The following is a 25,256-nucleotide window of genomic DNA, read 5'->3' on the forward strand; positions in this document are numbered from 1 at the left end:
AGAACAAAGAGCGTTCTCGCCGCAAAACAGGACTTTACTGTCGGGCGCCGGCTTACCGGCGCTCGCTCCGTTTGAGGCATAACCCATGGCAAAAGCTACATCATCGGCCCCTTCCCAACGCATGCTGCGCGTCGGCGAACAGGTGCGCGCCGCCCTGACCCAGATTCTCCAGCGCGGTGAAGTCCGCGACGATCTGATCGAAAGCACCGTCATTTCCATTTCGGAAGTGCGCATGTCTCCCGATCTCAAGATCGCCACCGCTTACGTGACGCCGCTCGGCGTTGCCGACCACACCGATATCATCACGGCACTCAACCGCCATGCCAAGTTCATGCGCGGCCGCCTCGGCCCGCAGCTCCGGCAGATGAAATACATGCCGGAACTGCGTTTCCGCGACGATACGAGTTTCGACAATTATCAGAAGATCGACGCGCTTCTACGCTCGCCCGAAGTGCAGCGCGATCTTGGACCTTCAAACGAAAAAGACGACGAACAGAACTGAAGCATGTCCAAACCACGCAAACAGCAGAACCGCAAACCCAAGGGCCGTCCGATTTCCGGTTGGCTGATCCTCGACAAGCCGCTCGATTTCGGCTCTACCGAGGCCGTCTCCAAGATCAAGTGGCTGTTCAATGCCCAGAAGGCAGGCCATGCGGGCACGCTTGATCCGCTGGCCTCCGGCATGTTGCCGATCGCGCTTGGTGACGCCACCAAGACCGTGCCGTACGTCATGGACGGCCGGAAAATCTACGAATTCACAGTGACCTGGGGCGAGCAGCGCACGACAGACGATCTGGAAGGCGAAGTGGTCGAATCTTCCGATCAGCGCCCGGACGAGCAGGCGATCCGCGATCTTCTGCCCAATTATACCGGCGTGATCATGCAGACCCCGCCGCAATTCTCCGCTATCAAGATCGCCGGTGAACGCGCTTATGATCTGGCACGTGACGGCGAGACCGTGGAAATTCCCGCACGCGAGGTGGAAATCCATCGCTTGACGTTGCTGGCCTGCCCGGATGCCGATACGGCCCATTTCGAAGTGGAATGTGGCAAAGGCACCTATGTGCGGGCGCTTGCGCGTGACATGGGCCGCGATCTCGGCTGTTTCGGCCATATCTCGGAACTGCGCCGCACCATGGTCGCTCCATTCGGCGAAGACATGATGGTGCCGCTCGAAACGCTCACCGCGCTTGAAGCCGTTGAAGACCGCGACGAGCGGCTGGAAGCGCTGGACGCCTATCTGATCGACACGGCCGAAGCGCTTTCCGCCCTTCCCCGCCTTATTATCAATGACGACCAGGCGCACCGGCTGAAGATGGGCAACCCTATCCTGCTGCGCGGGCGCGATGCGCCGGCCAGCCATCCGGAAGCCTACGCTACGGCACATGGCAAGCTGGTCGCCATTGGCGAAATCGGCGAAGGCGAGTTTCGCCCGAAGAGGGTTTTCGGCTGAGTCGGACCGTCACGCGTTTGCTGACGCGTGGCGGAGCGCTGTCAATCGCCTCTTTCCATTGCACCCGGAATAGTTTATAGGCAGCGCCAGCTTGGGCTTTGCCTTCGCTTTTCATGGCCAGAGCTGGACGACATCCCGGCTCTAGGCGTCCCGTTTTCCTTAAAACTGAAAGGATCGTCCGATGTCGATTACTGCAGAGCGTAAAGCCGCCCTCATCAAGGAATATGCAACGAAGGAAGGCGACACCGGTTCGCCGGAAGTTCAGGTCGCAATCCTTACCGAGCGGATCAACAACCTGACCGGTCACTTCAAGGATCACAAGAAGGACAACCACTCGCGTCGTGGCCTTCTGACCCTGGTTTCGAGCCGTCGTTCGCTTCTCGACTATCTGAAGAAGAAGGACGAAGCCCGTTACACCAAGCTGATCGGTGCTCTCGGCATTCGCCGCTAATAAGGTTTCCGGCGGGCTTCTCAATGATGCCCGCCGGTTTTTAATTCCGGCCCTTCAGGCCGCATGATTTTCCGGGCGTTTGCCGCAGATGTGGCCCCCGGGCGATAAGGGTGAACCGGATGGGCCGGTGCCGCCTTTTTCAACCGCAGACCTGTCATGGGGCAGGATTGCCGGATGCTTGCCCGTCCAAGCCTCCCGCTGTCTTGCCCGTGATTGAGTCACAGCGCTGCCACGGCCGGTCACGATGACCGGGCGGGCAGCCACAACCAAGGACAAGATATGTTCAATCAACACTCCGTGGAAATCGAATGGGCAGGCCGCCCGCTGAAGCTCGAGACCGGCAAGGTTGCCCGTCAGGCTGATGGCGCCGTCATCGCAACCTACGGCGAGACCATGGTTCTCGCGACTGTGGTTTCCGCTAAGTCTCCGAAGCCGGGTCAGGATTTCTTCCCGCTCACCGTCAACTATCAGGAAAAGACCTACGCAGCCGGCAAGATCCCCGGCGGTTACTTCAAGCGTGAAGGCCGTCCGAGCGAAAACGAAACGCTGGTCTCGCGCCTGATCGACCGCCCGATCCGTCCGCTCTTCCCTGAAGGTTACAAGAACGACACCCAGGTTGTCGTCACCGTTATCCAGCACGACCTGGAAAACAATCCTGACATCCTCTCCATGATCGCCACATCCGCGGCGCTCACGCTTTCCGGCGTTCCCTTCATGGGCCCGGTCGGCGGCGCGCGCGTTGGCTACATCAACGGCGAATATGTTCTGAACCCGCATCTCGACGAGATGGATGAGTCGGTTCTGGACCTGGTTGTTGCCGGCACGCAGGACGCCGTCCTGATGGTGGAATCGGAAGCCAAGGAACTCAACGAAGACGTCATGCTCGGCGCGGTCATGTTCGGTCACCGCGGTTTCCAGCCCGTTATCGATGCGATCATCAAGCTCGCCGAAGTTGCCGCCAAGGAACCGCGCGAATTCGAACCGGAAGATTTTTCCGCTCTCGAAAACGAGATGCTGGCACTCGCCGAAGCTGAACTGCGCGACGCTTACAAGATCACCGAAAAGGCCGCCCGTTACGCCGCCGTCGACGCCGTCAAGGCTAAGGTGAAGGCGCACTTCCTGCCGGAAGAAGGCGAAGCCAAGTACACGCCGGAAGAAATCGGCGCTGTCTTCAAGCACCTTCAGGCCAAGATTGTTCGCTGGAACGTTCTCGACACCAAGAGCCGCATCGACGGCCGCGACCTGTCGACCGTTCGCCCGATCGTTTCCGAAGTCGGCATTCTGCCGCGCACGCACGGTTCGGCGCTCTTCACCCGCGGTGAAACCCAGGCGATCGTTGTTGCGACCCTCGGCACCGGCGAAGACGAGCAGTATGTCGACAGCCTCACCGGCATGTACAAGGAACGCTTCCTGCTGCATTACAACTTCCCGCCCTACTCGGTCGGTGAAACAGGCCGCATGGGCTCTCCGGGCCGTCGTGAAATCGGCCACGGCAAGCTCGCATGGCGCGCTATCCGTCCGATGCTGCCGACTGCCGAACAGTTCCCCTACACGCTGCGCGTCGTTTCCGAAATCACCGAATCCAACGGCTCCTCGTCGATGGCAACGGTTTGCGGCACCTCGCTGGCGCTGATGGACGCAGGCGTTCCGCTTGCCAAGCCGGTTGCCGGTATCGCCATGGGCCTCATCCTCGAAGGCGACCGTTTCGCGGTTCTCTCCGACATCCTCGGTGACGAAGACCACCTCGGCGACATGGACTTCAAGGTCGCAGGTACGGCTGACGGCATCACCTCGCTGCAGATGGACATCAAGATCGCCGGTATCACCGAAGAGATCATGAAGATCGCTCTGGAGCAGGCACAGGGTGGCCGCAAACACATTCTCGGCGAAATGGCCAACGCCATCACCGAGAGCCGCGGTCAGCTCGGCGAATTTGCGCCGCGCATCGAAGTGATGAACATCCCGGTCGACAAGATCCGTGAAGTCATCGGCTCCGGCGGCAAGGTCATTCGCGAAATCGTCGAAAAGACTGGCGCGAAGATCAACATCGAAGACGATGGCACCGTCAAGATCGCTTCTTCTTCCGGCAAGGAAATCGAAGCGGCCCGCAAGTGGATCCACTCGATCGTTGCAGAACCGGAAGTCGGCGCCATCTATGAGGGCACTGTTGTCAAGACCGCTGACTTCGGCGCTTTCGTCAACTTCTTCGGCGCCCGTGACGGCCTCGTCCACATCTCGCAGCTCGCTTCCGAGCGTGTTGCCAAGACCTCCGACGTCGTCAAGGAAGGCGACAAGGTCTGGGTCAAGCTGATGGGCTTTGACGAGCGCGGCAAGGTTCGCCTGTCCATGAAGGTTGTCGACCAGGAAAGCGGCAAGGAAATTGTTGCCGACAAGAAGAAGGAAGACGGTGAAGCCGCTGCCGAATAAGGCCGCGCCACCAGATCCTGTCGAGGCGCGGGTTTTGCCCGCGCCTTTTTTCTATTCTACCGTGAGGATGCTCCCATGAGCCGTGACGCCGTAAAAACTCTTTTCCATCCCTTTGCCTCTGACATGCTTGCCATGCCGAAAAACGGCGAACGCGTTCTTTTTCTGGGAGCGGAGGCGGGTCCGCGGCTCGACGGTTTCGACGCGGAGATCGTCGCGGTTCAGCATCTTCGGCCGCTCTATCGCGCTCTTGAAGCTCAGGGTGCAAAGGTCACTCCGGATATTTCGGGCGAAGATTACGATGCGGCGCTGCTGCTTTGCGGCAAACACCGCGGCGAAAATGAAAACCGTGTCGCTGAAGCGCTTTCCCGGGTGAAGGCCGGCGGCCTGATCGTCGCAGCCGGATCGAAGGAAGACGGTATTCTGACGCTGCGTAAGACGCTGACAAAGCTCGGCATCGAGGTGGACTCGACGCCGAAATATCACGGCGTCGCCCTGTGGTTCAAACGGCCGGACGATATCTCTGCCGTCGTGTCGAAACTTGCTCAGAAGCCCGTGACGGTGGAAGGCCGCTTCACTGCCCTGCCCGGCATGTTCTCGCATGACCGCGTGGATGATGGTTCGGAACTGCTCGCATCGCGCCTGCCGACCGATTTCGACGGCAATGCTGCCGATTTCGGTGCCGGCTGGGGTTATCTCTCCATCATGCTGGCGGAAAAATCGCCGCGCACGGCCCGTATCGATCTGTTCGAAGCGGATTGGAATGCGCTCGAATTCGCCAAGACCAATCTTCTCGAAAACAACCCTCGCCTGACGGCGCGTTTCTTCTGGCAGGATCTGGCAAACGAGCCGCCGAAGGAGAAATACGACCTCATCATTATGAACCCGCCTTTCCATTCAAGTGGACAGGCGGCAGAGCCGGCGCTGGGTCAGGCCTTCATCAAGGCTGCGGCCGGGGCGCTGCGCAGCGGTGGCAAGTTGCTGATGGTCGCCAATCGCGGGCTGCCCTATGAGCCGGTGCTGGCAGCAGAATTCCGCACCAGCACGGAAGTATGCCGAAATGCCCGCTTCAAGATTCTGAGCGCCCAGAAGTAAGAAAATCAGCTCAATAGCCAGGCCCATAGCGACACGGAAAGGACACCGGTCGCCGTGGATATGCTGATGGTTGAGGCCGCAACGCTGTGGCCGATGCCGAAACGGTTGGCGATGAGCCAGGCATTCACGCCCGTTGGCACCGACGAGGTGAGGACAAGCGCCGCCGTCCATTCACGGCTTAGCCCGAGTACATGGCCCATGGCCCAGACACAGGCTGGCAGGAGCAACAGTTTAAAAAAAGTCATGGTGACGGCAATGCCCATATTGCCGCGGATGGTGTATTTCGTCAGCGCCATGCCCAGCGAGATCAGGGCTGCGGGTCCTGCCATGGAGGCGATCTGATCCACCACTGTTTTCAGGACAGGCGTCAGCGCCAGACCGGAAACGTTGGTCGAAAGCCCTATGACGAGGCCAATCACAAGAGGATTGGTGACGAGATTTCTGCCGACCTGCTTGAAGACCGCGGCCGTGCTGCGCTTTTCTCCACCGATTGCCTTGTGCGTTGCATTTTCCATCAGGATCGTGCCGGCGATCATCATGACCGGCAGGTGGATGGCGAGCAGGATGGAAAGGGCAACCAGCCCTTCGTCGCCCACGGAGCGACCGACAAGAGGCAGGCCAATGAAGATATTATTCGCAAAGGCCGAGGAGATGCCGGCAATGACGGCGATGCGGACATCCTGCTTGAACACATGGCGGGTGACGATATGCCCGACTGTCCAGGTGACGGCCACGCCAGCAAAATAAGTGAGCCAGAGCCGGAACGGCGAGGCACCGTGGAAATTCGCTTCCGCAAGGGTACGGAAAATCAAGGTCGGCACGGCGATCTTGAAGACGAAGTCGCTCAAGATTTCTCCTGCGTCTGCCCGGAAGAGGCCAGCTCTCACGGTCAACCAGCCGATCAGGATGAGAATGAAAATCGGGGCGACATTCGCGGCAACGGCAGACATGGAGGGAAAGCTTTCGCGGCTTTTGCGGGAGGATACTCCGCTTTAGAGCCTTTTCGGCCGGAATGGAATCCGAAAACGCTTCATGTTCCGGTTTTAATCGCGGCATGGAAGGCTGGGCAGCCTTCGCACCACATCTACCGGGCGGGCGTGCGGCCCATGCGATGGTGACGTCTGCCTAAAAGAAAAAGCGGGGTCTCCCCCGCCTTTTATGTCCGTTATATGCCGCCAGTACATCCGTGGCGGAGATAACGGTTGAGCCAGAAGACCTCATGTCTTCCACTTCGGTACGCATTCACACACCTCTGCTCTGGTCGCAGAGATAGCTTAACCATATTACAGGCAAATGACGCGTTTTCTTCTTTCGCGCAGAACCGCATATTTCCGCTTTAGGCTTTTCTTGCCGCCAGAAATGTTTAAGACCTTTGAAAAAAAGACGCACACCCCGTGCGAACCGGATAGGGCCAATGACGAAATTTGACGTACTGACTGTCGGCAATGCCATCGTCGACATCATTTCCCGCTGCGATGACCGCTTTCTCAACGACAATGCCATTACCAAAGGGGCGATGAACCTCATAGACGCAGAACGGGCAGAGCTGCTTTATTCGCTGATGGGGCCGGCTCTCGAAGCCTCCGGCGGCAGCGCTGGCAATACGGCGGCGGGTGTGGCGAATTTCGGCGGCAAGGCTGCCTATTTCGGCAAGGTGGCGGAAGACCAGCTCGGCGAAATCTTCCAGCACGACATCCGCGCTCAGGGCGTTTATTTCGAAACCAAGCCGCAAGGCACCTTTCCGCCAACGGCCCGTTCGATGATCTTCGTGACCGAAGATGGCGAGCGTTCGATGAACACCTATCTCGGCGCCTGCGTCGATCTGGGCCCTGAGGATGTGGAAGATGACGTGGTGGCGCAGACCAAGGTCACCTATTTCGAGGGTTATCTGTGGGATCCGCCGCGCGCCAAGGATGCGATCCGCGAATGCGCCCGCATTGCTCATGAAAACGGCCGCGAAGTTTCCATGACGCTTTCCGACAGTTTCTGCGTCGGCCGTTACCGTGAGGAGTTTCTCGATCTGATGCGCTCCGGCACAGTGGATATCGTTTTCGCCAACAAGCAGGAAGCGCTTTCCCTTTATGAAACCGACGACTTCGAGCTTGCGCTGACCAGGATCGCCGCCGACTGCAAGATCGCGGCGGTGACGATGAGCGAAGAAGGCGCGGTTATCCTGCGCGGCACGGAACGCGTGAAGGTGGATGCCTATCCGGTGCATGACGTGGTCGACACGACGGGTGCGGGCGATCTTTTCGCCGCCGGCTTCCTGTTCGGTTATACGCAGGACCGGTCGCTCGAAGATTGCGGCAAGCTTGGCTGCCTTGCGGCTGCCGCTGTCATTCAGCAGGTCGGGCCTCGTCCCATGTCATCGCTGAAGGCGCTTGGCGAGAAGCACGGCCTTATTTAAAGGCTTCACCCGGGTAAGCACCCCAGATTTCGCCCTGCGAAACCCAGCCCGAGGCCTGACCGGCCTCGGCGCGACACCAGTCCCCATTGCATTCGCCGATCCTGAAGACCACGCCCGGCTCAAGCCGTGCCACGACGGCTGCGCCGGACTGCGCCTCGCGACGCATGTTGACATAGACTTCCTTGCCCTTGCCGCGCATCCATGGGGCAGCGACGGCCGTGCGCTCACCGGAGAGAAGGGCTTGGTTGACCCAGCCTTCCGTCCCATCGGCATCACGGATGCGCCGCCAGTTTTCATATTCCTGGATGATCTCGACCGGCATCCCGGATTTCAGATACATCCATGACACGGCGTAATCCGTGCTCGGACCGATGCGCATGTTCACGCGTTTGGATTTCAGGCTGACAAAACGCGGCAGCGGCAGGCCGCTGGCGCCTTTCGCGGCGCCCTGCGCCATGGCGTCGGTTGCCGCACCGAGGAGGCCCAAAGACAATGCAATGCAAACAATAGAAACCACACTGCGCATGCCCATTTCCGTTTCCCGCCTTCTGCAAACCGGATGATATTTAAGGAGGCTCGTTTCCACATGCCTCAAGCTTCAGCGAGTTTTGTTTGTCTTCGCCGGTGGGTCTGGTAGAAACGCCCTGATTGAAAGAAATTATCGCTCTTTCTGGTTAATGACTTCTGAACAAGGCAGCGGCAAACGATGACCCCCAAGAAGAGACCGACAGTCTATATCACCCGCAAATTGCCTGATGTCGTCGAAACCCGAATGCGCGAACTTTTCGACGCAGAACTCAATATCGATGACACCCCGCGCAGCGAGGAAGAACTGGTCGCCGCCATGCAGCGGGTGGACGTGCTGGTGCCAACGGTCACCGATCGCATTACCGCCCCGATGATCGAGCAGGCTGGACCGCAGCTGAAGCTGATCGCGAGTTTCTCCAACGGCATCGACCATGTGGATGTGGACGCCGCGGCCCGCAAGGGCATCACCGTGACGAACACGCCCAACGTACTGACCGAGGACAGCGCCGATATCACCATGGCGCTGGTGCTGGCCGTACCGCGCCGCATGATCGAGGGCACACGCGTGCTTGCCAATGGCGCGGATGAGTGGCTCGGCTGGTCACCAACCTGGATGCTGGGACGGCGCATTTCCGGCAAGCGCATCGGTATTGTCGGGATGGGCCGCATCGGCACCGCGGTGGCGCGGCGCGCCAAGGCTTTCGGGCTTTCCATTCACTATCACAACCGCAAACGCGTCAATCCGGCGACGGAGGCGGAGCTCGAAGCGACCTATTGGGACAGTCTCGACCAGATGCTGGCGCGGGTGGACATCGTTTCGGTCAACTGCCCTTCGACGCCCGCGACCTATCACCTGATTTCCGCCCGGCGGCTCGCGCTGATGCAGCCGACGAGCTACATCGTCAATACCGCGCGCGGCGACATCATCGATGAGGCAGCGATGATCCAGTGCCTGCGCGAGGGCAAGATCGCCGGCGCTGGACTGGATGTCTACGAGAACGAGCCTGCGGTGAACCCCAAGCTCATCAAGCTTGCCAAGGAAGGCAAGGTGGTGCTGCTTCCACATATGGGTTCAGCGACAATCGAAGGCCGCATCGAGATGGGTGACAAGGTCATCATCAATATCCGCACGCTGTTCGATGGTCACCGCCCGCCGAACCGGGTGTTGCCCGGGCGAAACTGAAACAGAGGCCCGAAGATCGGACCTCCCGGTTCTTGTCAATCGCGCCGGAGGGAAGTCGCTTCAGCCGAGGATCTTGGTCATCTCGATCGAGGTCGTGCGATCATATCCCGCATGGGCATTTTCTGCCGTCTTGACGAAACCCCAAGCCCCGAACTTTGCATGATTGGCGACAAGCTCAATCCGAGTTTCCAGCCGTAGCGCCGGCAGCGCCAGTTCACGGGCCAAGGCCTCGGCTTGCGCCAGCAACATTTTACCGATGCCCTTTCCCTGCGCTTTCGGGGAAACGCACAATTTGCCGACGTAAAGACAGGATGGCGGCTCCGGCCTGCAGAAAAGGCAGCCCAGCAGTTCATTCCCGTCCAAAACCACGAAAGCAATCTCCGCCCTTGCCTTTTCGGCAAGATTTTCAGGCGTCAGGCGATGGGCTGAAGATGGTGGGTCGATGACGCCATCCATGTAAGCGAAGGACGTCATGATAAGCGCCAGCAATTCATGCCAGCGGTCGAAGTCGTCGCCAATTCTTTTGATTTCCATCATGTTTTCTTTGTCCCTTGACGCCGCTTGTATCGCACTGTTTCGAAACGCGCCGACAGGGCGTCATAGAGGAGCAGACGGCCAATCAGCGGTTCGCCGGCACCGGTGATCAGCTTGATCGCCTCCATGGCCATCAGCGTGCCGATAACGCCGGTCAGCGCGCCGACAATCCCTGTTTCCGCACAATTCGGGATGAGCCCCTGCGGCGGCGGCTCGGGAAACAGGTCACGATAGCCGGGCAGCAACGTGCCTTCGGCATTTGTTTCATAGGGCTTCAGCACCGTCACAGAACCATCAAAACGGCCAACGGCGCCCGTCACCAGCGGCCTTTTTGCCGTTTCCGCCGCGTCCGCTGCGGAATATCGAGTGTCGAAATTGTCCGATCCGTCAATCAGGAGATCGAAAGATTGCAAATGATCATGCGCCCAGACCTGCGAAAAGCGGTCTTCATACACGATTGTACGCACATGAGGATTGAGGCGAGCAATGGCCTTTCGGGCACTTTCCGTCTTCTGCTCGCCAATCGTCCCGCTATCGTGGATCACCTGGCGCTGAAGGTTGGAGAGAGACACGACGTCATCGTCGATCATGCCGAGTGTGCCGACGCCGGCGGCGGCGAGATAATGAAGCACGGGCGCACCGAGACCACCCGCCCCGATGACCAGCACGCGCGCGGCCTTCAGCCGTTGCTGGCCTGCACCGCCGATTTCCGGCAGCAGGATATGGCGTTTGTAGCGTTCTATTTCTTCCGGGCTCAGCGGGTCCATGTCGCACTCCCTCTCTTTGCCTTCATGCGGTGATGCTCCCGTGGGATACATTGAAGAATTGTGCCCGCTCGCCAAGGGCGGAGAACATGGCCGCATCCGTTCCAGTCATGAAACTCTGTCCCCCCAGCGCGTGGATGAGATCGAACAGGGCCGCCCGCCTGCCCTCGTCCAGATGAGCGGCAATCTCGTCCAGCAGCAGAACCGGTGCATAACCCGTCATGTTGGCGGTCAGCTGCGCATGCGCGAGCACCAGACCCACCAGCAGCGCCTTCTGCTCCCCCGTCGAACAGCGTTCGGCTTCCATGTCCTTTTCCGCATGCCGCACGAAGAGATCGACACGGTGCGGCCCATCAAGCGTGCGCCCGGCGGCGGCGTCCCGGTAGCGACCTTCACGCAGCATCAAGCCATATTCGTCTTCCAGATCGACGGCGGGACGGTTCAGGCCATCATCCATAAAGCCGGAAAGCGACAGCGTCGCAGAGGGGAAGGCCGCATCGCCCGTCCGCCCTTCGATCAAACTCCGGAGCAGGCCGAGCATCTCATAACGGGCAACCGCCATGGAGATGCCGAGTTCAGCCATCTGCTTTTCGATACCATCCAGCCAGACCGGATCAAAACGGCCCTCGGAAAGCAGTCTGTTACGCCCACGCATAGCTTTGTCAAAATCGCTGGCGCGTCGACCATGGGCGGGATCAAGCGATAGCACAAGTCGGTCAAGGAAACGCCGGCGGTCAGACGATGAGCCTGTAAAAAGGCCGTCCATGGCGGGGGTGAGCCACAGGACGCGCAGATGGTCGGTCAATTCATCGACGGATTTGACTGCCGTGCCGTTCAGCCGCAGCCGGCGCGACACCACCTCGCCATCGCCTTCAATCCCCGTGCCGATTGCGACCTCGCCATCCATGCCATCGACATCTGCGAAAATAGAAAAGCCGGTAGCTTGCGCACCCACGCGCGTGACGTCGGACAGAACCGCGCGGCGAAGTCCGCGTCCGGGCGACAGAAACGACACCGCCTCCAGAAGGTTGGTCTTGCCGGACCCATTGTCGCCGGTCAGCACCACATGGCGGTCATCCAGGGAAAGCGATGCCGCCGCGTAGTTGCGGAAGTCCGTGAGTTTCAGTCGGGAAAGCGAGACCTTGTTCGTCATGGTTACGGCCTAAAACGAAGCTGCCCCAATGGCAAGGCGGCTCTTGTCCATGTTTATTGCCTAGCGCCGAAACCATGCGAATTATTCAGTAGTGGCAACTTTTTTAGCGGGCGGCTATTTATAGCCGGTTCGTTATCACCGGTAACTCTTCCATGCGTCTCCTTCTGCCTCTTTTCATCATGCTCGGTCTTCTTTCCTCCTGCGCCGGACGGCCGGGAGCGGACGTGCTGCAAGCGGTCGACACCAGGGCGAAGGATGCCAAAATCGTGACCGCCTATGTGGCAAGCACGCGCGAAAAAAGCGAGGAGGCCAAAAAGGGCTTCAGTGCGCTCAGAGCGGCCGAACCGAATTATGCCCGCTTCGACATTTCGATACCGCCCACCCACAAGAGTGGAAACATTGAGTGGTCGACCGGCAAACCCGACGCGAAGAAGGATTTTGTCGTCACGCAGGCGCAGATGTTGAGCAAGGCTCGTTTCAACGATGACCTCGGAGATATCACCCGCTCCGGCAAGCAGATCGCGCTTTTCGTGCATGGCTATAATTACAGCTATCAGGAAGCGCTTTTCCGGGCAGCGCAGATGGCAGCCGATGCCAATCTGGATGGCGTGCCGCTGGTATTTTCCTGGCCCTCGCAGGCGAATGTCGCCGGCTACGTTGCCGACAAGGAATCGGCGACCTACTCCCGTGACGCACTCGCCAATCTGCTGACAGACCTCACACGCCGTTCTCCACGCAAGAACATTGTCGTTTTCGGCCATAGCATGGGCGGCTGGCTGGTCATGGAAGCGCTACGCCAATTGCGTTTCGAGGGGCGAAGCGACGTTATTGCCAAGCTGCAGGTGGTTCTTGCCGCGCCCGACATCGATGCCGATGTCTTCCGCAAACAGATCGAGGTGGTTGGCCGGCTCAACCCGCCGCTCACCGTTCTGGTTTCCAAGGACGACCGCGCCCTGAAAGCCTCCTCCATACTGGGCGCAGACGTCACGCGGATCGGCGCACTTGACGTCACGGATCCGAAGGTGCAGGACGCCGCCCTCAAGGAGGGCGTTCAGTTCGTGGATATTTCCAAGCTGAAGGCGTCTGACCCGCTCAACCACGACCGCTATGCTGCTTTGGCGTCACTCGTGCCGCAGCTGGAGGCAAGCCGCAACGGCAATGGACAAAACGGCATCGGCCGTGCGGGCGCTTTCGTGTTCGATGCCATCGGCGCGACCGTATCGAGCCCCTTCCGGCTTGCCAGCCAAGTGGTGAACCCGCAGTGAAAATACTGCGGGTTGCCCAAAGGTTTCAAAAGTCCCAGTCTTCGTCCTCGGTCGCGACCGCCTTGCCGATGACGTAGGACGAGCCGGAGCCGGAGAAGAAGTCGTGGTTCTCATCTGCATTGGGCGAGAGCGCTGAAAGGATCGCCGGATTGACCCGGCAAGCCTCGGCGGGAAACAGTGCCTCGTAACCCAGATTCATCAGGGCCTTATTGGCGTTGTAGTGCAGGAACTGCTTGACGTCCTCAGTCAGGCCGACGCCGTCATAGAGGTCCTCGGTATATTTCGCCTCGTTGTCGTAAAGCTCAAGAATCAGGTCGAAGGCGAAATCCTTGATCTCCTGCCTTTCGTTTTCATTAAGACGGTCTATCGCCCTTTGGAACTTGTAGCCGATATAATAGCCGTGCACGGCCTCGTCGCGGATGATCAGGCGGATCAGGTCCGCCGTGTTGGTAAGCTTGGCGCGGCTTGACCAGAACATCGGCAGGTAGAAGCCGGAATAGAACAGGAAGCTTTCCAGAAAGACGCTGGCGATCTTTTTCTTCAGCGGATCGCCGCTGTCATATTCCCGCATGATCAGTGCGGATTTGCGCTGCAGGAACTCGTTTTCCTCCGACCAGCGATAGGCATCATCGACGTCAGGCGTGAGGCACAGCGTCGAGAAGATCGATGAATAGGAACGGGCGTGCACCGCCTCCATGAATGAGATATTCGAGAGAACCGCCTCCTCATGCGGTGTTGCCGAATCCGCCATCAGGCGCACCGCGCCGACGCCGTTCTGGATTGTGTCCAGCAATGTCAGGCCGGTGAAGACACGGATCGTCAATTTCTGCTCCTCGGGCCTCAGTGTTCCCCAGGAGGGGATGTCGTTGGAAAGCGGCACCTTTTCCGGCAGCCAGAAATTCGAGGTCAGGCGGTTCCAGACTTCGAGGTCCTTGTCGTCCTCGATGCGGTTCCAGTTGACCGCGCGGATGCGGGACACGGGTTTTACGGCGATGTTCATGGACTTTTCCCTCAAATCAGAGCGTGCAGGAAACGCAGCCCTGAACCTGCGTGCCTTCCAGCGCCATCTGGCGCAAACGGATGTAGTAGATGGTCTTGATGCCCTTCTTCCAGGCATAAATCTGTGCCCGGTTGATGTCGCGGGTCGTGGCCGTATCACGGAAGAACAGCGTCAGAGACAGGCCCTGATCGACATGCTGGGTAGCCGCCGCGTAGGTATCAATGATCTTTTCAGGGCCGATCTCATAGGCATCCTGGTAATATTCGAGATTGTCGTTCGAGAGATAAGAAGCCGGGTAATAAACTCGGCCGATCTTGCCCTCTTTACGGATTTCGATCTTCGAGACGATCGGATGAATGGAGGATGTGGAGTGGTTGATATAGGAGATCGAGCCTGTCGGCGGCACGGCCTGAAGGTTCTGGTTATAGAGGCCTGATGCCATGACCTCCTGCTTCAAGATCTTCCAGTCTTCCTGGGTCGGAATGGCGATACCGGCCTTTTCGAACAAGTCGCGGACCTTCTCCGTCGCAGGCAACCATTTCCGGTCGGTATATTTGTCGAAATACTCGCCCGAGGCATATTGGGAGTTTTCAAAGCCCTTGAAGCTCTGGCCTCTTTCCACCGCCAGCCGGTTGCTGGCGCGGATAGCGTGATACGTCACGGTGTAGAAATAGATATTGGTGAAATCTATGCCTTCCTCCGAGCCATAAAAGATGCGCTCGCGCGCCAGATAACCGTGCAGGTTCATCTGACCGAGCCCGATGGCATGGCTTTCGTCATTTCCCTTTTCAACAGACGGAACGGAGGAGATGTGGCTCATGTCCGAAACCGCCGTCAGTGCCCTGATGGAGGTTTCAATGGTCTTGCCGAAATCGGCCGAATCCATTGCCGTGGCGATATTCAACGAACCGAGATTGCAGGAAATATCCTTGCCCATGTGACTATAGGAGAGATCGGCGTTGAACGCGCTCGCTTCGCTGACCTGCAGGATTTCCGAGCAGAGATTGCTCATGCTGATGCGACCGGCAATCGGATTGGCGCGGTTCACCGTATCCTCAAACATGATGTAGGGATAACCGCTCTCGAACTGGATTTCGGCGATCACCTGGAAGAATTCGCGCGCCTTGATCTTCTTCTTGCGGATGCGGCTGTCGGCGACCATCTCGTGGTATTTTTCCGTCACCGAGATTTCGGTGAAGGGCACGCCGTAGACCCGCTCCACATCATAGGGAGAGAACAGATACATATCCTCGTTGTTGCGGGCGAGCTCGAAGGTGACGTCGGGGATGACGACGCCGAGCGACAGGGTCTTGATGCGGATTTTTTCGTCGGCGTTTTCACGCTTGGTATCGAGGAAACGCATGATGTCGGGGTGGTGGGCATGCAGATAGACAGCACCCGCACCCTGGCGGGCGCCGAGCTGGTTGGCATAGGAAAACGAATCTTCCAGTAGCTTCATCACGGGTATGACACCGGAGGACTGGTTTTCGATCTGTTTGATCGGCGCGCCAGCCTCGCGAATATTGGTCAGTGAAAGGGCAACGCCGCCGCCGCGCTTGGAGAGCTGCAGCGCCGAATTGATGGAGCGGCCGATGCTTTCCATATTGTCTTCCACGCGCAGCAGGAAACAGGAGACCAGCTCGCCGCGGCTCTTCTTGCCCGCGTTCAGGAACGTCGGGGTCGCTGGCTGGAAGCGGCCGGAAATGATCTCGTCGACCAGATTGCGCGCCAGCTGCTCATCACCGCGCGCAAGGGAAAGCGCCACCATGCAGACGCGATCCTCGTAACGCTCCAGATAACGTTTTCCGTCGAAGGTCTTCAGCGTGTAGGAGGTGTAATATTTGAACGCACCGAGGAAGGTCGGAAAGCGAAACTTCCGGGCATAGGCCTCGTCATAGAGGTCACGAACGAAATTGAAGGAATACTGGTCCAGCACCTCCTGTTCGTAGTAGCCCTCCGCTACCAGATAATCGAGCTTTTCCCTGAGGTTATGGAAAAACACCGTGTTCTGGTTGACGTGCTGGAGGAAATATTGACGGGCAGCAAGACGATCCTTGTCGAGCTGGATTTTTCCGTTCTCGTCATAAAGGTTCAACATCGCGTTCAGCGCGTGGTAGTCCAGGCCTGCATCGAGCGGCGTCTGGCTTGCGGCTGTTGGCTGTTTGGTGTCCTTGCGCAGCGCGTTAGCGGTCAGCGTGTCCAAAATCGTTCCAATCCATGTTTGACGTTGGCGACATCCTCCTCAGTGCCGAGAAGCTCGAAGCGATAGAGAAACGGCACCGCGCATTTGCGCGAGACGATGTCTCCGGCGGATGCGAAAGCTGCGCCAAAATTGGTGTTTCCCGCCGCGATGACGCCGCGAATGAGATTGCGGTTGGAGGGTTCGTTTAAAAACCGGATGACCGGCTTCGGCACGGCACCCTTGGTGCCGCCGCCGCCATAGGTGGGCGTGACGAGCACATAGGGTTCCGACACCTGAGGCACGTCATCCTCAGCGCCGAGCGGCAGGCGAAGCAACCGCCGCCCCAGTTTCAGAAGGAAACGATGGGTGTTTTCGGAACGACTGGAATAATAGACGATCAGACCCATCGCCTGCCGCCTCAGCCGATCGAGCCGATCATGTCCGGCCGGAACCCCGCCCAATGGCGTTCACCGGCAACCACCACCGGAACCTGCATGTAACCGAGACCACGGACATGATCGAGAGCGTCAGCATCTTCGGAAATATCGACGATCTCATAGGGAACGCCTATGCGGTCGAGTGCGCGATAGGTGGCGGTGCACTGGACGCAGGCGGGTTTGCTGTAAACGGTGATGGTCATAATTTCCCTTTCGAAGCTATTTTGGACGCGGCAAAGCGTTGCCGATTGCAATCGCAATCGGGCGGCGGTGGTTTTGTCATTCAGGTAGGGCGTGCTCTCTCGGAGTTTTCTCGGGAACTCCGACTGGTTCTCCTGGAACTGCTGAAAGCCGCAGAAAATCACTCCCTACGCAGATGAGCGTAGCAACTCAAAAATATGCACTGGCATGACTTCACCCCGAAGCTTGTTCTGGAGGGGGCAGAAAAGGGCGCACGCAAATCATCTGCGTCTACACCTTCCTCCGGACACCCCGCCCGTGGACGTTTGCGCTCAAGGCAGGTCTCCTGACTTGCGGGTCACAACATCTATTCCGGCCTTCCCGGAGCGCTCAGCTCCAGTGACTCAAATCGGAACGATGCTCGCCGCTTACAGTTGCGGGGGCAGTTTCGGCCTTGCTTCACCATGATGGCGTTACGCACCGAATTCCCGTCTTAGCTCCCAATCCTTGCGAATCGGAAGAACCTCGAACACCACATATAGTATATGAGGAAATTTTCTCGTCAATAAATAGACACACAAAAGCCCCGCCCTGTGGATCAAAAAGATTCAACACATGGCCAACAATGACTTAACGGCGGGCCGGACACACCGCGCGGGAGATGAAGATCCTAATCTATTCGCAGATATCGATATGGATATCGGCGGGACGGGCGTTTTCGATCACCCTTTTCCCGTTGGGAAGATCGTTTGCGAAAAGCTTGGCGTGGATCTGAGCTGCATCGAGACCATAACCCAGCCATCTGTTTCGCAGCCTCTCTTCCAGCACCGCGACGGACGGACCCACGAAGATAGTGAGATCAAAGCTTCCGGAAAGGTTTGTCCAGGGCGCTTCGTTCAGCAGCAGATAATTGCCCTCGGCGAGGATGAAGCGTGTTTCCGGAGCAATCGCACGGGCAGACGCGATGGCGATTTCACGGGAGCGATCAAACACCGGGACAAGCACCTCCTGCCCGCCCTTGCGAACGGCGGAGACGATATCGAGGAAGCCACGCACATCGAATGTTTCCGGCGCACCCTTCCTTGGCAGCAGTCCTCGCTCTTCGAGGATGCCATTGTCCATATGGAAGCCGTCCATGGGCAGAATGGCGGCCGTTTCGCCCCGTGCGCGCAAGGCGTCGCAAAGAGCATCCGCCAACGTGGATTTGCCGGCCCCAGGGGGACCGGCAATCGCGACGATGAAACGGGAGTGGCCTTCTGCCCGCTGAAGAACCTCTTCGACGATCGTCTCAAGCTTCAGCGTCATGCGGCGAGCGTTTCCTTCGGTGCTTCCTTGGCACCGGTCATGAAGGCGACGGCATCCGACATGGAATAGTCCTTCGGATTGATGACGCACAGGCGCTTGCCAAGCCGATGGATATGGATGCGGTCGGCAACCTCGAAAACATGCGGCATGTTATGCGAAATCAGAACGATCGGCAGGCCGCGGGAACGCACGTCGAGAATAAGTTCCAGGACACGGCGGCTTTCCTTGACCCCAAGCGCGGCAGTCGGTTCGTCGAGGATCACGACCTTGGAACCGAAGGCGGCTGCACGTGCCACCGCGACGCCCTGGCGCTGACCGCCCGAGAGGGTTTCCACCGCCTGATTGATGTTCTGGATCGTCATCAGGCCGAGTTCCGACAGTTTTTCGCGGGCGAATTTTTCCATTGCCGGACGATCCAGCGCGCGGAAGAGGCTGCCCTGTATGCCGGGCTTACGGATTTCCCGGCCAAGAAACATATTGTCGGCTATGGAAAGTGCAGGAGACAAGGCCAGGTTTTGATAGACGGTCTCAATACCCGCCTTGCGCGCCTCAATCGGCGAACGGAACTGCACAGGCTGGCCCTCCAGCCGGATTTCCCCCTCATCGGGCGTAACCGCGCCTGAAATCGCCTTGATGAGAGAGGATTTTCCGGCGCCGTTGTCGCCGATCACGGCCAGGATTTCGCCCGGGTAGAGATCGAAATCGGCGTGATCCAGGGCGGTCACACGGCCATAGCGCTTAACGAGATTGCGTGCTGTGAGAATGGGTTCTTTTGTCATCAGCCTGCTACCTTTCTGATCCACTGGTCGATTGCGACAGCCAAGATGATGAGGACGCCGATCAACAGATAGGTCCATTGCGGGTCTGTCCCGATAAGCCTGAGGCCGAGCGAAAAGACGCCGACGATCAGGGCGCCGAAGATCATGCCCATGATGGAGCCGCGTCCACCGAACAGTGATAGGCCGCCGATAACCACCGCCGTGATGGATTCGATATTGGCGAATTGGCCAGCAGTCGGCGAAACCGACCCGATGCGGCCGATGAGAGCCCAACCGGCAAAGGCGCAGATGAGGCCTGACAGGGTGTAAACAGTGGTCAGCATACGTTTGACATTGACACCGGCGAGCTCTGCGGCATCCGGATCGTCACCCACGGCATAAAGATGGCGGCCCCAGGCGGTGCGGTTCAGGACATACCAGAGCAGAGCAACAAGCAGAACCATGGCGATGACGCCGTAGGTGAAGACCGCATTGCCTATACGAAGATTGGCGCCGAAAAATTGCAGGATCGGTGCCTGCTGGGCAATATCCTGAGCCCGGATCGTCTCATTTGCGGAATAGAGGAAGTTGGTCGCGAGCACGATCTGCCACATGCCAAGCGTGACGATAAAAGGCGGCAGGCGCATGCGCGAAACCAGAACGCCGTTTATGAAGCCGCAAAATGCGCCAACGGCGAGACCACAGAGAATGGAGAGCTCCGCTGGCAGACCGTAACGGAAAGTGAACTGCCCCATGACTACCGAGGACAGAACCATGATCGCGCCGACCGAAAGGTCGATGCCCGCCGTCAGGATGACCAGCGACTGTGCCGCGCCGACGATGCCGACGATCGCGACCTGCTGCAGGATGAGGGTCAGCGAGAAGGCCGAGAAAAACTTGCCGCCAAGGAGCAGGCCGAAAATAATCAGCGACAGCACCAGAACGATAAGCGGCACGGCCGCCGGACTGGAATGGAGAAAGTGCTGGAATTTTTCCAGCGCGCTCTTGTCGTGCGTATCGAAAGCGGCGACCTGCGTCGAACTTCCGGAGAGCACTTTTTCAAATTCATTATGCGGCTGAGCCCGCACCGGCTGATCGCTCATGGATTTTCCTCCCGATCGCTCCATCGCATCCGCCCTGACACCGAGGTCTATCTCCAAAGAGAGTGATGCGTAGATTTCAAAGTGTTGAAGCGGCCTTTGTCATCCCCGAAGGGCGCGCAACGCGCTCGTTTGTTCCTTTGTCCGATCCCCCGGATCGTGCCTGATATTCATTCTGGCCCAAGGGCGGGGGCACGAATGCCCCCGCGGGTTTCAACGGTGAGGCATCAGCCCCAGCATTTGTTGAGACCTTCCTTCGTATCGATCGAGTCGAGGCCCTTGACCGGCTTGTCGGTTACCAGCGTCACGCCGGTGTCGACAAAGTTCTTGCCTGCTGTCGGCTTCGGCTTTTCACCCGTGTCCGCAAACTTCTTGACGGCTTCGACGCCAAGCGCCGCCATCAACAGCGGATATTGCTGCGAGGTCGCGCCGATAACGCCCTCCGCGACGTTCTTGACGCCCGGGCAACCGCCATCGACGGAAACGATCAGCACGTCCTTTTCACGGCCGACGGCCTTCAGCGCCTCATAAGCGCCGGCAGCCGCAGGTTCGTTGATGGTGTGGACGACATTGATGGTCGGGTCCTTCTGCAGCAGATTCTCCATCGCTGCACGGCCGCCTTCCTCGTTACCATTGGTGACATCGTGGCCCACGATACGCGGGTCGTTCTCGTCACCGATCTTGTTGATGTCCTTCACATCAATGCCAAAGCCCTTCATGAAGCCCTGGTTGCGCAGCACATCCACAGTCGGCTGGGAAGGGGTGAGGTTGAGGAAGGCGATTTTTGCGTCCTTGGCTTTGTCGCCCAGCGTGCCGGCGGCCCACTTACCGATCAGCTCGCCAGCCAGAAGATTGTCGGTGGCAAAGGTGGAATCAGCGGCATCGACAGGCTCCAGAGGCGTGTCGAGGGCAATGACCAGAAGCCCCGCATCACGTGCCTTTTGCACGGCCGGAACGATGCCTTTGGTATCCGATGCTGTGATCAGAATACCTTTGGCGCCATCGGCGATGCAGGTCTCGATCGCTGCGACCTGGCTTTCGGAATCGCCATCGATCTTGCCTGCATAGGATTTCAGCGTCACACCAAGCTCCTTGGCCTTCGCAGTCGCGCCTTCCTTCATCTTGACGAAGAATGGATTGGTGTCGGTCTTGGTGATGAGGCAAACAGATGTGTCGGCGGCGGAAGCGGCGGAAGCGAAAGAAACGCCAAGCGCAAGCGCGCCCAGAAGAGCGGAAACAGTGGTCTTCATGAGATCCTCCCAATGGATATTTGAGCACCTATTCGGCTACCCGACGATCTCGTCTCCTCCGAGAACAATGATCGTTAGCTCCGATGGAACCACCAAAGGAAACGGCTGTCAATAAATAAATCCGATTGAATTATTAATTCTGTGTGGCATTCTGAGGCCCGGCATGGAGGAATATCGCCAATGACGTTTACGTTGCGATAGCAAGATTGCCATAAAGCCAGCTGTATCGGCCGCGGCAGATATGGAAGGCGGGAGGATGACATTATGAGACAATCTGTCGAGACGGCGCAGCAAGCGCCGCCCACTACCATGGATATGAGCGGTGGCGCCAACCAGATCGGTGTACGCGCTTATAACGAGCGGCTTGTGCTCTCTCTCGTTCGCCGCCATGGCGGGTTGTCAAAAGCCGAAATTGCCAGACTTTGCGGTCTCTCCGCGCAGACCGTTTCGGTTATCATGCGCTCACTCGAAAAGGACGGGCTTCTCATTCGCGGCGAAAGGCTGCGCGGCAGGGTCGGCCAACCATCGACCCCAATGCGCCTCAATCCCGACGCCGTGTTCTCCTTCGGTGTCAAGATCGGCCGGCGCAGCGTCGATCTGGTGTTGATGGATTTTGTCGGTCACATCAGGCTCAAGCTCCGCAGGACCTACCCCTATCCGCTGCCGGAATGGATATTACCCTTCGTGATCGAGGGTATGGCGGAACTGGAATCGAAGCTTTCCCCCGCAGAACGGCAGAAAATAGCCGGTGTAGGTATCGCCGCCCCGTTCGAACTCTGGAACTGGGCGCAGGAGGTCGGGGCGCCGCAGATTGAGATGGAACGGTGGCGGGATGTCGATATTCGGGCAGGCATCGCCGAAAACGTCAGCTACCCGGTGTTCCTGCAGAATGACGCAACCAGCGCCTGCGGAGCTGAACTGGTATTTGGTGCGGGCCAGAATTATACCGATTTTCTCTACGTCTTTATCGGCTCCTTCATAGGCGGCGGCGTTGTCCTGAATTCAGCGCTGTTTTCCGGAAAGACCGGTACCGCAGGCGCAATCGGCCCACTGCCCGTCCAGGGGGAGGATGGTAATACCGTTCAGCTCCTCAAAATTGCATCCATCTTCGTTCTTGAGAACATGCTGCGCGAAAGGGGCATCGATCCGCGACCCCTCTGGTTCTCGCCCGACGAATGGATCGATTTTGGCGAGCCGCTGGAAAGCTGGATCGGAAAAACTGCGGCAGCCTTGGCCCAGGCTGTCATCGCCGCAGCATCCATCATCGATTTTTCCAGCGTCATCATTGATGGCGGCTTTCCGGACTGGGTCAGGACAAGGATCGTCGCCGCCACCCGGGAAGCGCTCAAACGCCACGATCTTCAGGGCGTCACGCTGCCGGAGATCGTCGAAGGCGCCGTCGGCAGCCAGGCGCGTGCAATCGGTGGCGCCAGCCTGCCCTTGTTTTCCCGTTACCTCATCGATCAGAACGTTCTGTTTAAAGACACGACCGGTTGACCCGGCTCATGTGACTTATTCCGACTGGATTTCCTCTGGGTGTCGGCCGGTCAGTCGCTGGCGGCATGCTGCATGATCGCCTCAAGAAAGGCCGGACCGTAACGTTCCAGTTTGGTATCCCCCACGCCTGGAATCTGCGCCATATCCTTCACGGAGACAGGTTTTGCGGCGGCAAGCTCGATGAGCGTCTTATCGTGAAAAATCACATAAGGCGGAACGTTCTGTGCGCGGGCGATTTCCATGCGTTTTGCGCGCAGAACCTCAAAGAGGCCGCGGTCAGCCTCTGGCAGGGCGGCCGATGCGGCGTTTCGCGGCGCCTGCTGCCGGGCTGCACGGGGCGTAGATGGTATTCTCAGCATCAGCGACGGTTTTTCACGCAGGAACTGCCTCCCGTCGGCGGAAATGGACAATCCGCCATGTCCGGACAAATCGACATCAATCAGTCGCAACGCGACCAGTTGGCGAAGAATGGCGCGCCAGGTGCGATTGTCGTGCTCCTTACCGATGCCATAAGTGGTTATGCGATCATGCCCGAATCGGGAAATCCTTTCGTCTTCGAGGCCCAGCAGGACGCGGATGACATAGGCTTGTCCGAATCTTTCTCCGGTGCGGTAAATACAGGAAAGCAGTTTTTGGGCGGCTATGGCGCCGTCGAACAGATCCGGCGGCTCCGCGCATGTATCGCAATTGCCGCATGGCTCGCATCTGTCGCCGAAATAGGAAAGCAATATCTGCCTGCGGCAGCTTGCCGTCTCCGCAAGGCCAAGCAGCGCGTCGAGCTTCTGCCGCTCCATATGTTTGCGCTGATCCGCCGCGTCCGATTCCTCGATGAAACGATTACGCAACCCAATGTCTTCATAACCGTAGAGCATGAGCACGTCGGACGGGAGACCATCACGGCCTGCACGGCCGGTCTCCTGATAATAGGCTTCAATGCTGCCGGGCAGATCAATATGGACGACAAAACGTACGTCCGGTTTGTCGATGCCCATGCCGAAGGCAACCGTCGCGACGATGATGACGGCTTCGCCGTGCTGGAAACGGGTCTGGTTCTCCTCCCGCGCGGCTTTGTCCATGCCGGCATGATAAGGCAGTGCGTCACGTCCTTCTTCGCGCAGCCAGGCAGCCGTTTCCTCGACCTTGCGTTTCGACAAGCAGTAAACGATGCCGCTTTGGTCTTCCCGGTCTTTCAGAAAACGTCTGAGCTGAGCGCGGGGATTATCCTTTTCCATGATCGCGTAGCGGATATTGGGACGATCGAAACCCGCGATGAAGGCATCGTCCTCTTTGATATCCAGATGGCCGAGGATTTCGGCGCGGGTAGGTTCGTCGGCTGTTGCCGTCAGCGCCATGCGCGGCGTATTCGGAAAACGCTCGATAAGCAGATCGAGTTGGCGATAGGGCGGACGGAAGTCGTGCCCCCATTGCGAAAGGCAGTGAGCCTCGTCGACAGCGATCAGTGACAGATCAATGGATTGAAGTGCTTCGAGAACCTCCGGTTTGAGAAGGGTTTCCGGCGCAGCATAGAGAATATCGACATTTCCGGAGCGCATGGCCTGCCAGAGCGCACGCCGCTCTTCTGGCGAAAGGTCGGAGTTGAGTGCCTCGGCCCGCACGCCGGCCTGCCGAAGCGCCGCCACCTGATCGACCATCAACGCGATCAGCGGCGAGACGATCAGCCCCATGCCTTTGCGGGCGAGCGCCGGAATCTGGTAACACAGTGACTTTCCGCCACCCGTCGGCATCAGCACGAAGGCGTTGTTTCCGGACGAGACATGCCGAATGATTTCCGCCTGTCGCCCACGGAAGCTGTCATAGCCGTAAACGGTCTTGAGGATTTGCAACGGATCGTCGTTCACGGCTTCTTCTTCTGTGTCTCGAGGATGGCGCATCATCGCCAGTTTCGGTTCCATGGCAATCCCGAATGTGGAATTGGCCGCTAAGACAGAAGCTGCGTCAGGCGTTGGCGTACAGAAACCGCTTGAGGCACGCCGACATCACAAGCCATCCGGTCGGGTCCTCCCCGGAGGGACGCCTGGAACGAGCGGCTTCCTGTATGGCTTCAGATTGCACGGCTTCGGGCCAGGGTCGCATCCGGGACTTTGTGAAGCCGGGTTGTTTTCGGATTGTTCGACTGTGTTTGGGTGCATCCACTTGCGCGCGTGCTCGGGGGCTGGATTTGTGCTGTCGTAGAGCTATGCCCAAAACGCAAGAACGCCCTCTTTTGGGAGAGGGCTTTCGTGTTGGCTTTCTTCGTAATTTTGGTTGCGGGGGCAGGATTTGAACCTGC

23 protein-coding genes and 1 riboswitch are annotated in these 25,256 nt (G+C 58.5%); of the genes, 9 read left to right on the forward strand and 14 right to left on the reverse strand.

What is annotated here, in order from left to right; all coding sequences use genetic code 11:
• Positions 1–85: 85 nt before the first annotated feature.
• From rbfA to DOU54_RS22800, 5 genes are all read left to right on the forward strand, one after another.
• On the forward strand, positions 86–502 hold the full coding sequence (gene rbfA / locus DOU54_RS22780) for a 30S ribosome-binding factor RbfA (protein ID WP_004439055.1): 417 nt from the start codon (positions 86–88) through the stop codon (positions 500–502).
• Between the two features lie 3 nt (positions 503–505).
• Positions 506–1,453 carry a tRNA pseudouridine(55) synthase TruB gene (gene truB / locus DOU54_RS22785; RefSeq protein ID WP_004439053.1) on the forward strand — a complete coding sequence of 316 codons (948 nt, stop codon included), beginning with the start codon at positions 506–508 and terminating at the stop codon, positions 1,451–1,453.
• A gap of 181 nt (positions 1,454–1,634) precedes the next feature.
• The gene (gene rpsO, locus DOU54_RS22790; RefSeq protein ID WP_004439050.1) at positions 1,635–1,904 is read left to right on the forward strand and encodes a 30S ribosomal protein S15; all 270 of its coding nucleotides are present in this window, start codon (positions 1,635–1,637) and stop codon (positions 1,902–1,904) included.
• Positions 1,905–2,183: 279 nt separating this feature from the next.
• Positions 2,184–4,331, forward strand: a complete 2,148-nt coding sequence (gene pnp, locus DOU54_RS22795) for a polyribonucleotide nucleotidyltransferase (protein WP_006699832.1) — start codon at positions 2,184–2,186, stop codon at positions 4,329–4,331.
• Between the two features lie 75 nt (positions 4,332–4,406).
• Entirely contained in the window at positions 4,407–5,423 is a 1,017-nt protein-coding gene (locus tag DOU54_RS22800) for a class I SAM-dependent methyltransferase (RefSeq protein ID WP_077986513.1), read from the forward strand.
• A 5-nt stretch (positions 5,424–5,428) separates the two neighbouring features.
• Here DOU54_RS22800 and DOU54_RS22805 read toward each other — a convergent pair whose 3' ends face one another.
• Entirely contained in the window at positions 5,429–6,373 is a 945-nt protein-coding gene (locus DOU54_RS22805) for an AEC family transporter (protein WP_004439041.1), read from the reverse strand.
• Between the two features lie 464 nt (positions 6,374–6,837).
• Here DOU54_RS22805 and DOU54_RS22810 point away from each other — a divergent pair, with 464 nt between their 5' ends.
• Positions 6,838–7,830: an adenosine kinase gene (locus DOU54_RS22810; protein ID WP_004439040.1), complete on the forward strand. Its 993-nt coding sequence runs from the start codon at positions 6,838–6,840 to the stop codon at positions 7,828–7,830.
• On the opposite strand, the gene DOU54_RS22815 is transcribed toward DOU54_RS22810, so the two are convergent.
• Entirely contained in the window at positions 7,823–8,356 is a 534-nt protein-coding gene (locus DOU54_RS22815; protein ID WP_034496360.1) for an SH3 domain-containing protein, read from the reverse strand. The genes DOU54_RS22810 and DOU54_RS22815 overlap by 8 nt on opposite strands.
• Positions 8,357–8,536: 180 nt before the next feature.
• Between DOU54_RS22815 and DOU54_RS22820 the strand changes: the two genes are divergently transcribed.
• Entirely contained in the window at positions 8,537–9,541 is a 1,005-nt protein-coding gene (locus DOU54_RS22820) for a 2-hydroxyacid dehydrogenase (protein WP_004439034.1), read from the forward strand.
• A 60-nt stretch (positions 9,542–9,601) separates the two neighbouring features.
• Here the strand turns inward: DOU54_RS22820 and DOU54_RS22825 are convergent, their stop codons facing one another.
• The 3 genes from DOU54_RS22825 to recF are packed head-to-tail and all read right to left on the reverse strand — an operon-like array spanning position 9,602 to position 11,992.
• Positions 9,602–10,078, reverse strand: coding sequence for a GNAT family N-acetyltransferase (locus DOU54_RS22825; protein WP_113380824.1), 477 nt, complete (start codon positions 10,076–10,078; stop codon positions 9,602–9,604).
• A complete protein-coding gene (locus tag DOU54_RS22830) occupies positions 10,075–10,842 on the reverse strand; it encodes a molybdopterin-synthase adenylyltransferase MoeB (protein WP_037089577.1) in 768 nt (255 codons plus the stop codon). The genes DOU54_RS22825 and DOU54_RS22830 overlap by 4 nt, the downstream gene beginning before the upstream one ends.
• A 22-nt stretch (positions 10,843–10,864) precedes the next feature.
• Positions 10,865–11,992 (reverse strand): DNA replication/repair protein RecF, encoded by a 1,128-nt coding sequence (gene recF, locus DOU54_RS22835; protein ID WP_113380823.1) that lies wholly within the window; start codon positions 11,990–11,992, stop codon positions 10,865–10,867.
• A 152-nt stretch (positions 11,993–12,144) separates the two neighbouring features.
• Between recF and DOU54_RS22840 the strand changes: the two genes are divergently transcribed.
• The gene (locus DOU54_RS22840) at positions 12,145–13,257 is read left to right on the forward strand and encodes an alpha/beta hydrolase (RefSeq protein ID WP_113380822.1); all 1,113 of its coding nucleotides are present in this window, start codon (positions 12,145–12,147) and stop codon (positions 13,255–13,257) included.
• 25 nt (positions 13,258–13,282) lie between these two features.
• Here DOU54_RS22840 and nrdF read toward each other — a convergent pair whose 3' ends face one another.
• From nrdF to DOU54_RS22880, 8 genes are all read right to left on the reverse strand, one after another.
• Positions 13,283–14,257 (reverse strand): class 1b ribonucleoside-diphosphate reductase subunit beta, encoded by a 975-nt coding sequence (gene nrdF, locus DOU54_RS22845; protein ID WP_113380821.1) that lies wholly within the window; start codon positions 14,255–14,257, stop codon positions 13,283–13,285.
• Positions 14,258–14,273: 16 nt separating this feature from the next.
• Entirely contained in the window at positions 14,274–16,436 is a 2,163-nt protein-coding gene (gene nrdE, locus DOU54_RS22850) for a class 1b ribonucleoside-diphosphate reductase subunit alpha (protein ID WP_286079953.1), read from the reverse strand.
• An 11-nt stretch (positions 16,437–16,447) separates the two neighbouring features.
• On the reverse strand, positions 16,448–16,846 hold the full coding sequence (gene nrdI / locus DOU54_RS22855; protein ID WP_004439016.1) for a class Ib ribonucleoside-diphosphate reductase assembly flavoprotein NrdI: 399 nt from the start codon (positions 16,844–16,846) through the stop codon (positions 16,448–16,450).
• An 11-nt stretch (positions 16,847–16,857) separates the two neighbouring features.
• Positions 16,858–17,079 carry a glutaredoxin-like protein NrdH gene (gene nrdH, locus DOU54_RS22860; RefSeq protein ID WP_004439013.1) on the reverse strand — a complete coding sequence of 74 codons (222 nt, stop codon included), beginning with the start codon at positions 17,077–17,079 and terminating at the stop codon, positions 16,858–16,860.
• 296 nt (positions 17,080–17,375) lie between these two features.
• Positions 17,376–17,599, reverse strand: a riboswitch (cobalamin riboswitch).
• 132 nt (positions 17,600–17,731) lie between these two features.
• Positions 17,732–18,361, reverse strand: coding sequence for a nucleoside triphosphate hydrolase (locus DOU54_RS22865; protein ID WP_113380818.1), 630 nt, complete (start codon positions 18,359–18,361; stop codon positions 17,732–17,734).
• Positions 18,358–19,140, reverse strand: coding sequence for an ATP-binding cassette domain-containing protein (locus DOU54_RS22870; RefSeq protein WP_004439010.1), 783 nt, complete (start codon positions 19,138–19,140; stop codon positions 18,358–18,360). Before DOU54_RS22870 ends, DOU54_RS22865 begins: the two co-directional genes overlap by 4 nt.
• Positions 19,140–20,222: an ABC transporter permease gene (locus DOU54_RS22875; protein ID WP_004439008.1), complete on the reverse strand. Its 1,083-nt coding sequence runs from the start codon at positions 20,220–20,222 to the stop codon at positions 19,140–19,142. The genes DOU54_RS22870 and DOU54_RS22875 overlap by 1 nt, the downstream gene beginning before the upstream one ends.
• 224 nt (positions 20,223–20,446) lie before the next feature.
• On the reverse strand, positions 20,447–21,469 hold the full coding sequence (locus DOU54_RS22880) for a sugar ABC transporter substrate-binding protein (RefSeq protein ID WP_004439006.1): 1,023 nt from the start codon (positions 21,467–21,469) through the stop codon (positions 20,447–20,449).
• 264 nt (positions 21,470–21,733) lie between these two features.
• On the opposite strand from DOU54_RS22880, the gene DOU54_RS22885 reads away from it, so the two are divergent.
• A complete protein-coding gene (locus DOU54_RS22885; RefSeq protein WP_004439004.1) occupies positions 21,734–22,966 on the forward strand; it encodes an ROK family transcriptional regulator in 1,233 nt (410 codons plus the stop codon).
• Between the two features lie 50 nt (positions 22,967–23,016).
• On the opposite strand, the gene recQ is transcribed toward DOU54_RS22885, so the two are convergent.
• Positions 23,017–24,825, reverse strand: coding sequence for a DNA helicase RecQ (gene recQ / locus DOU54_RS22890; protein ID WP_113380961.1), 1,809 nt, complete (start codon positions 24,823–24,825; stop codon positions 23,017–23,019).
• Positions 24,826–25,256 lie beyond the last annotated feature (431 nt).

The sequence above is a fragment of the Agrobacterium sp. MS2 genome, from assembly GCF_003261015.1.
GTDB lineage: Bacteria > Pseudomonadota > Alphaproteobacteria > Rhizobiales > Rhizobiaceae > Agrobacterium > Agrobacterium pusense.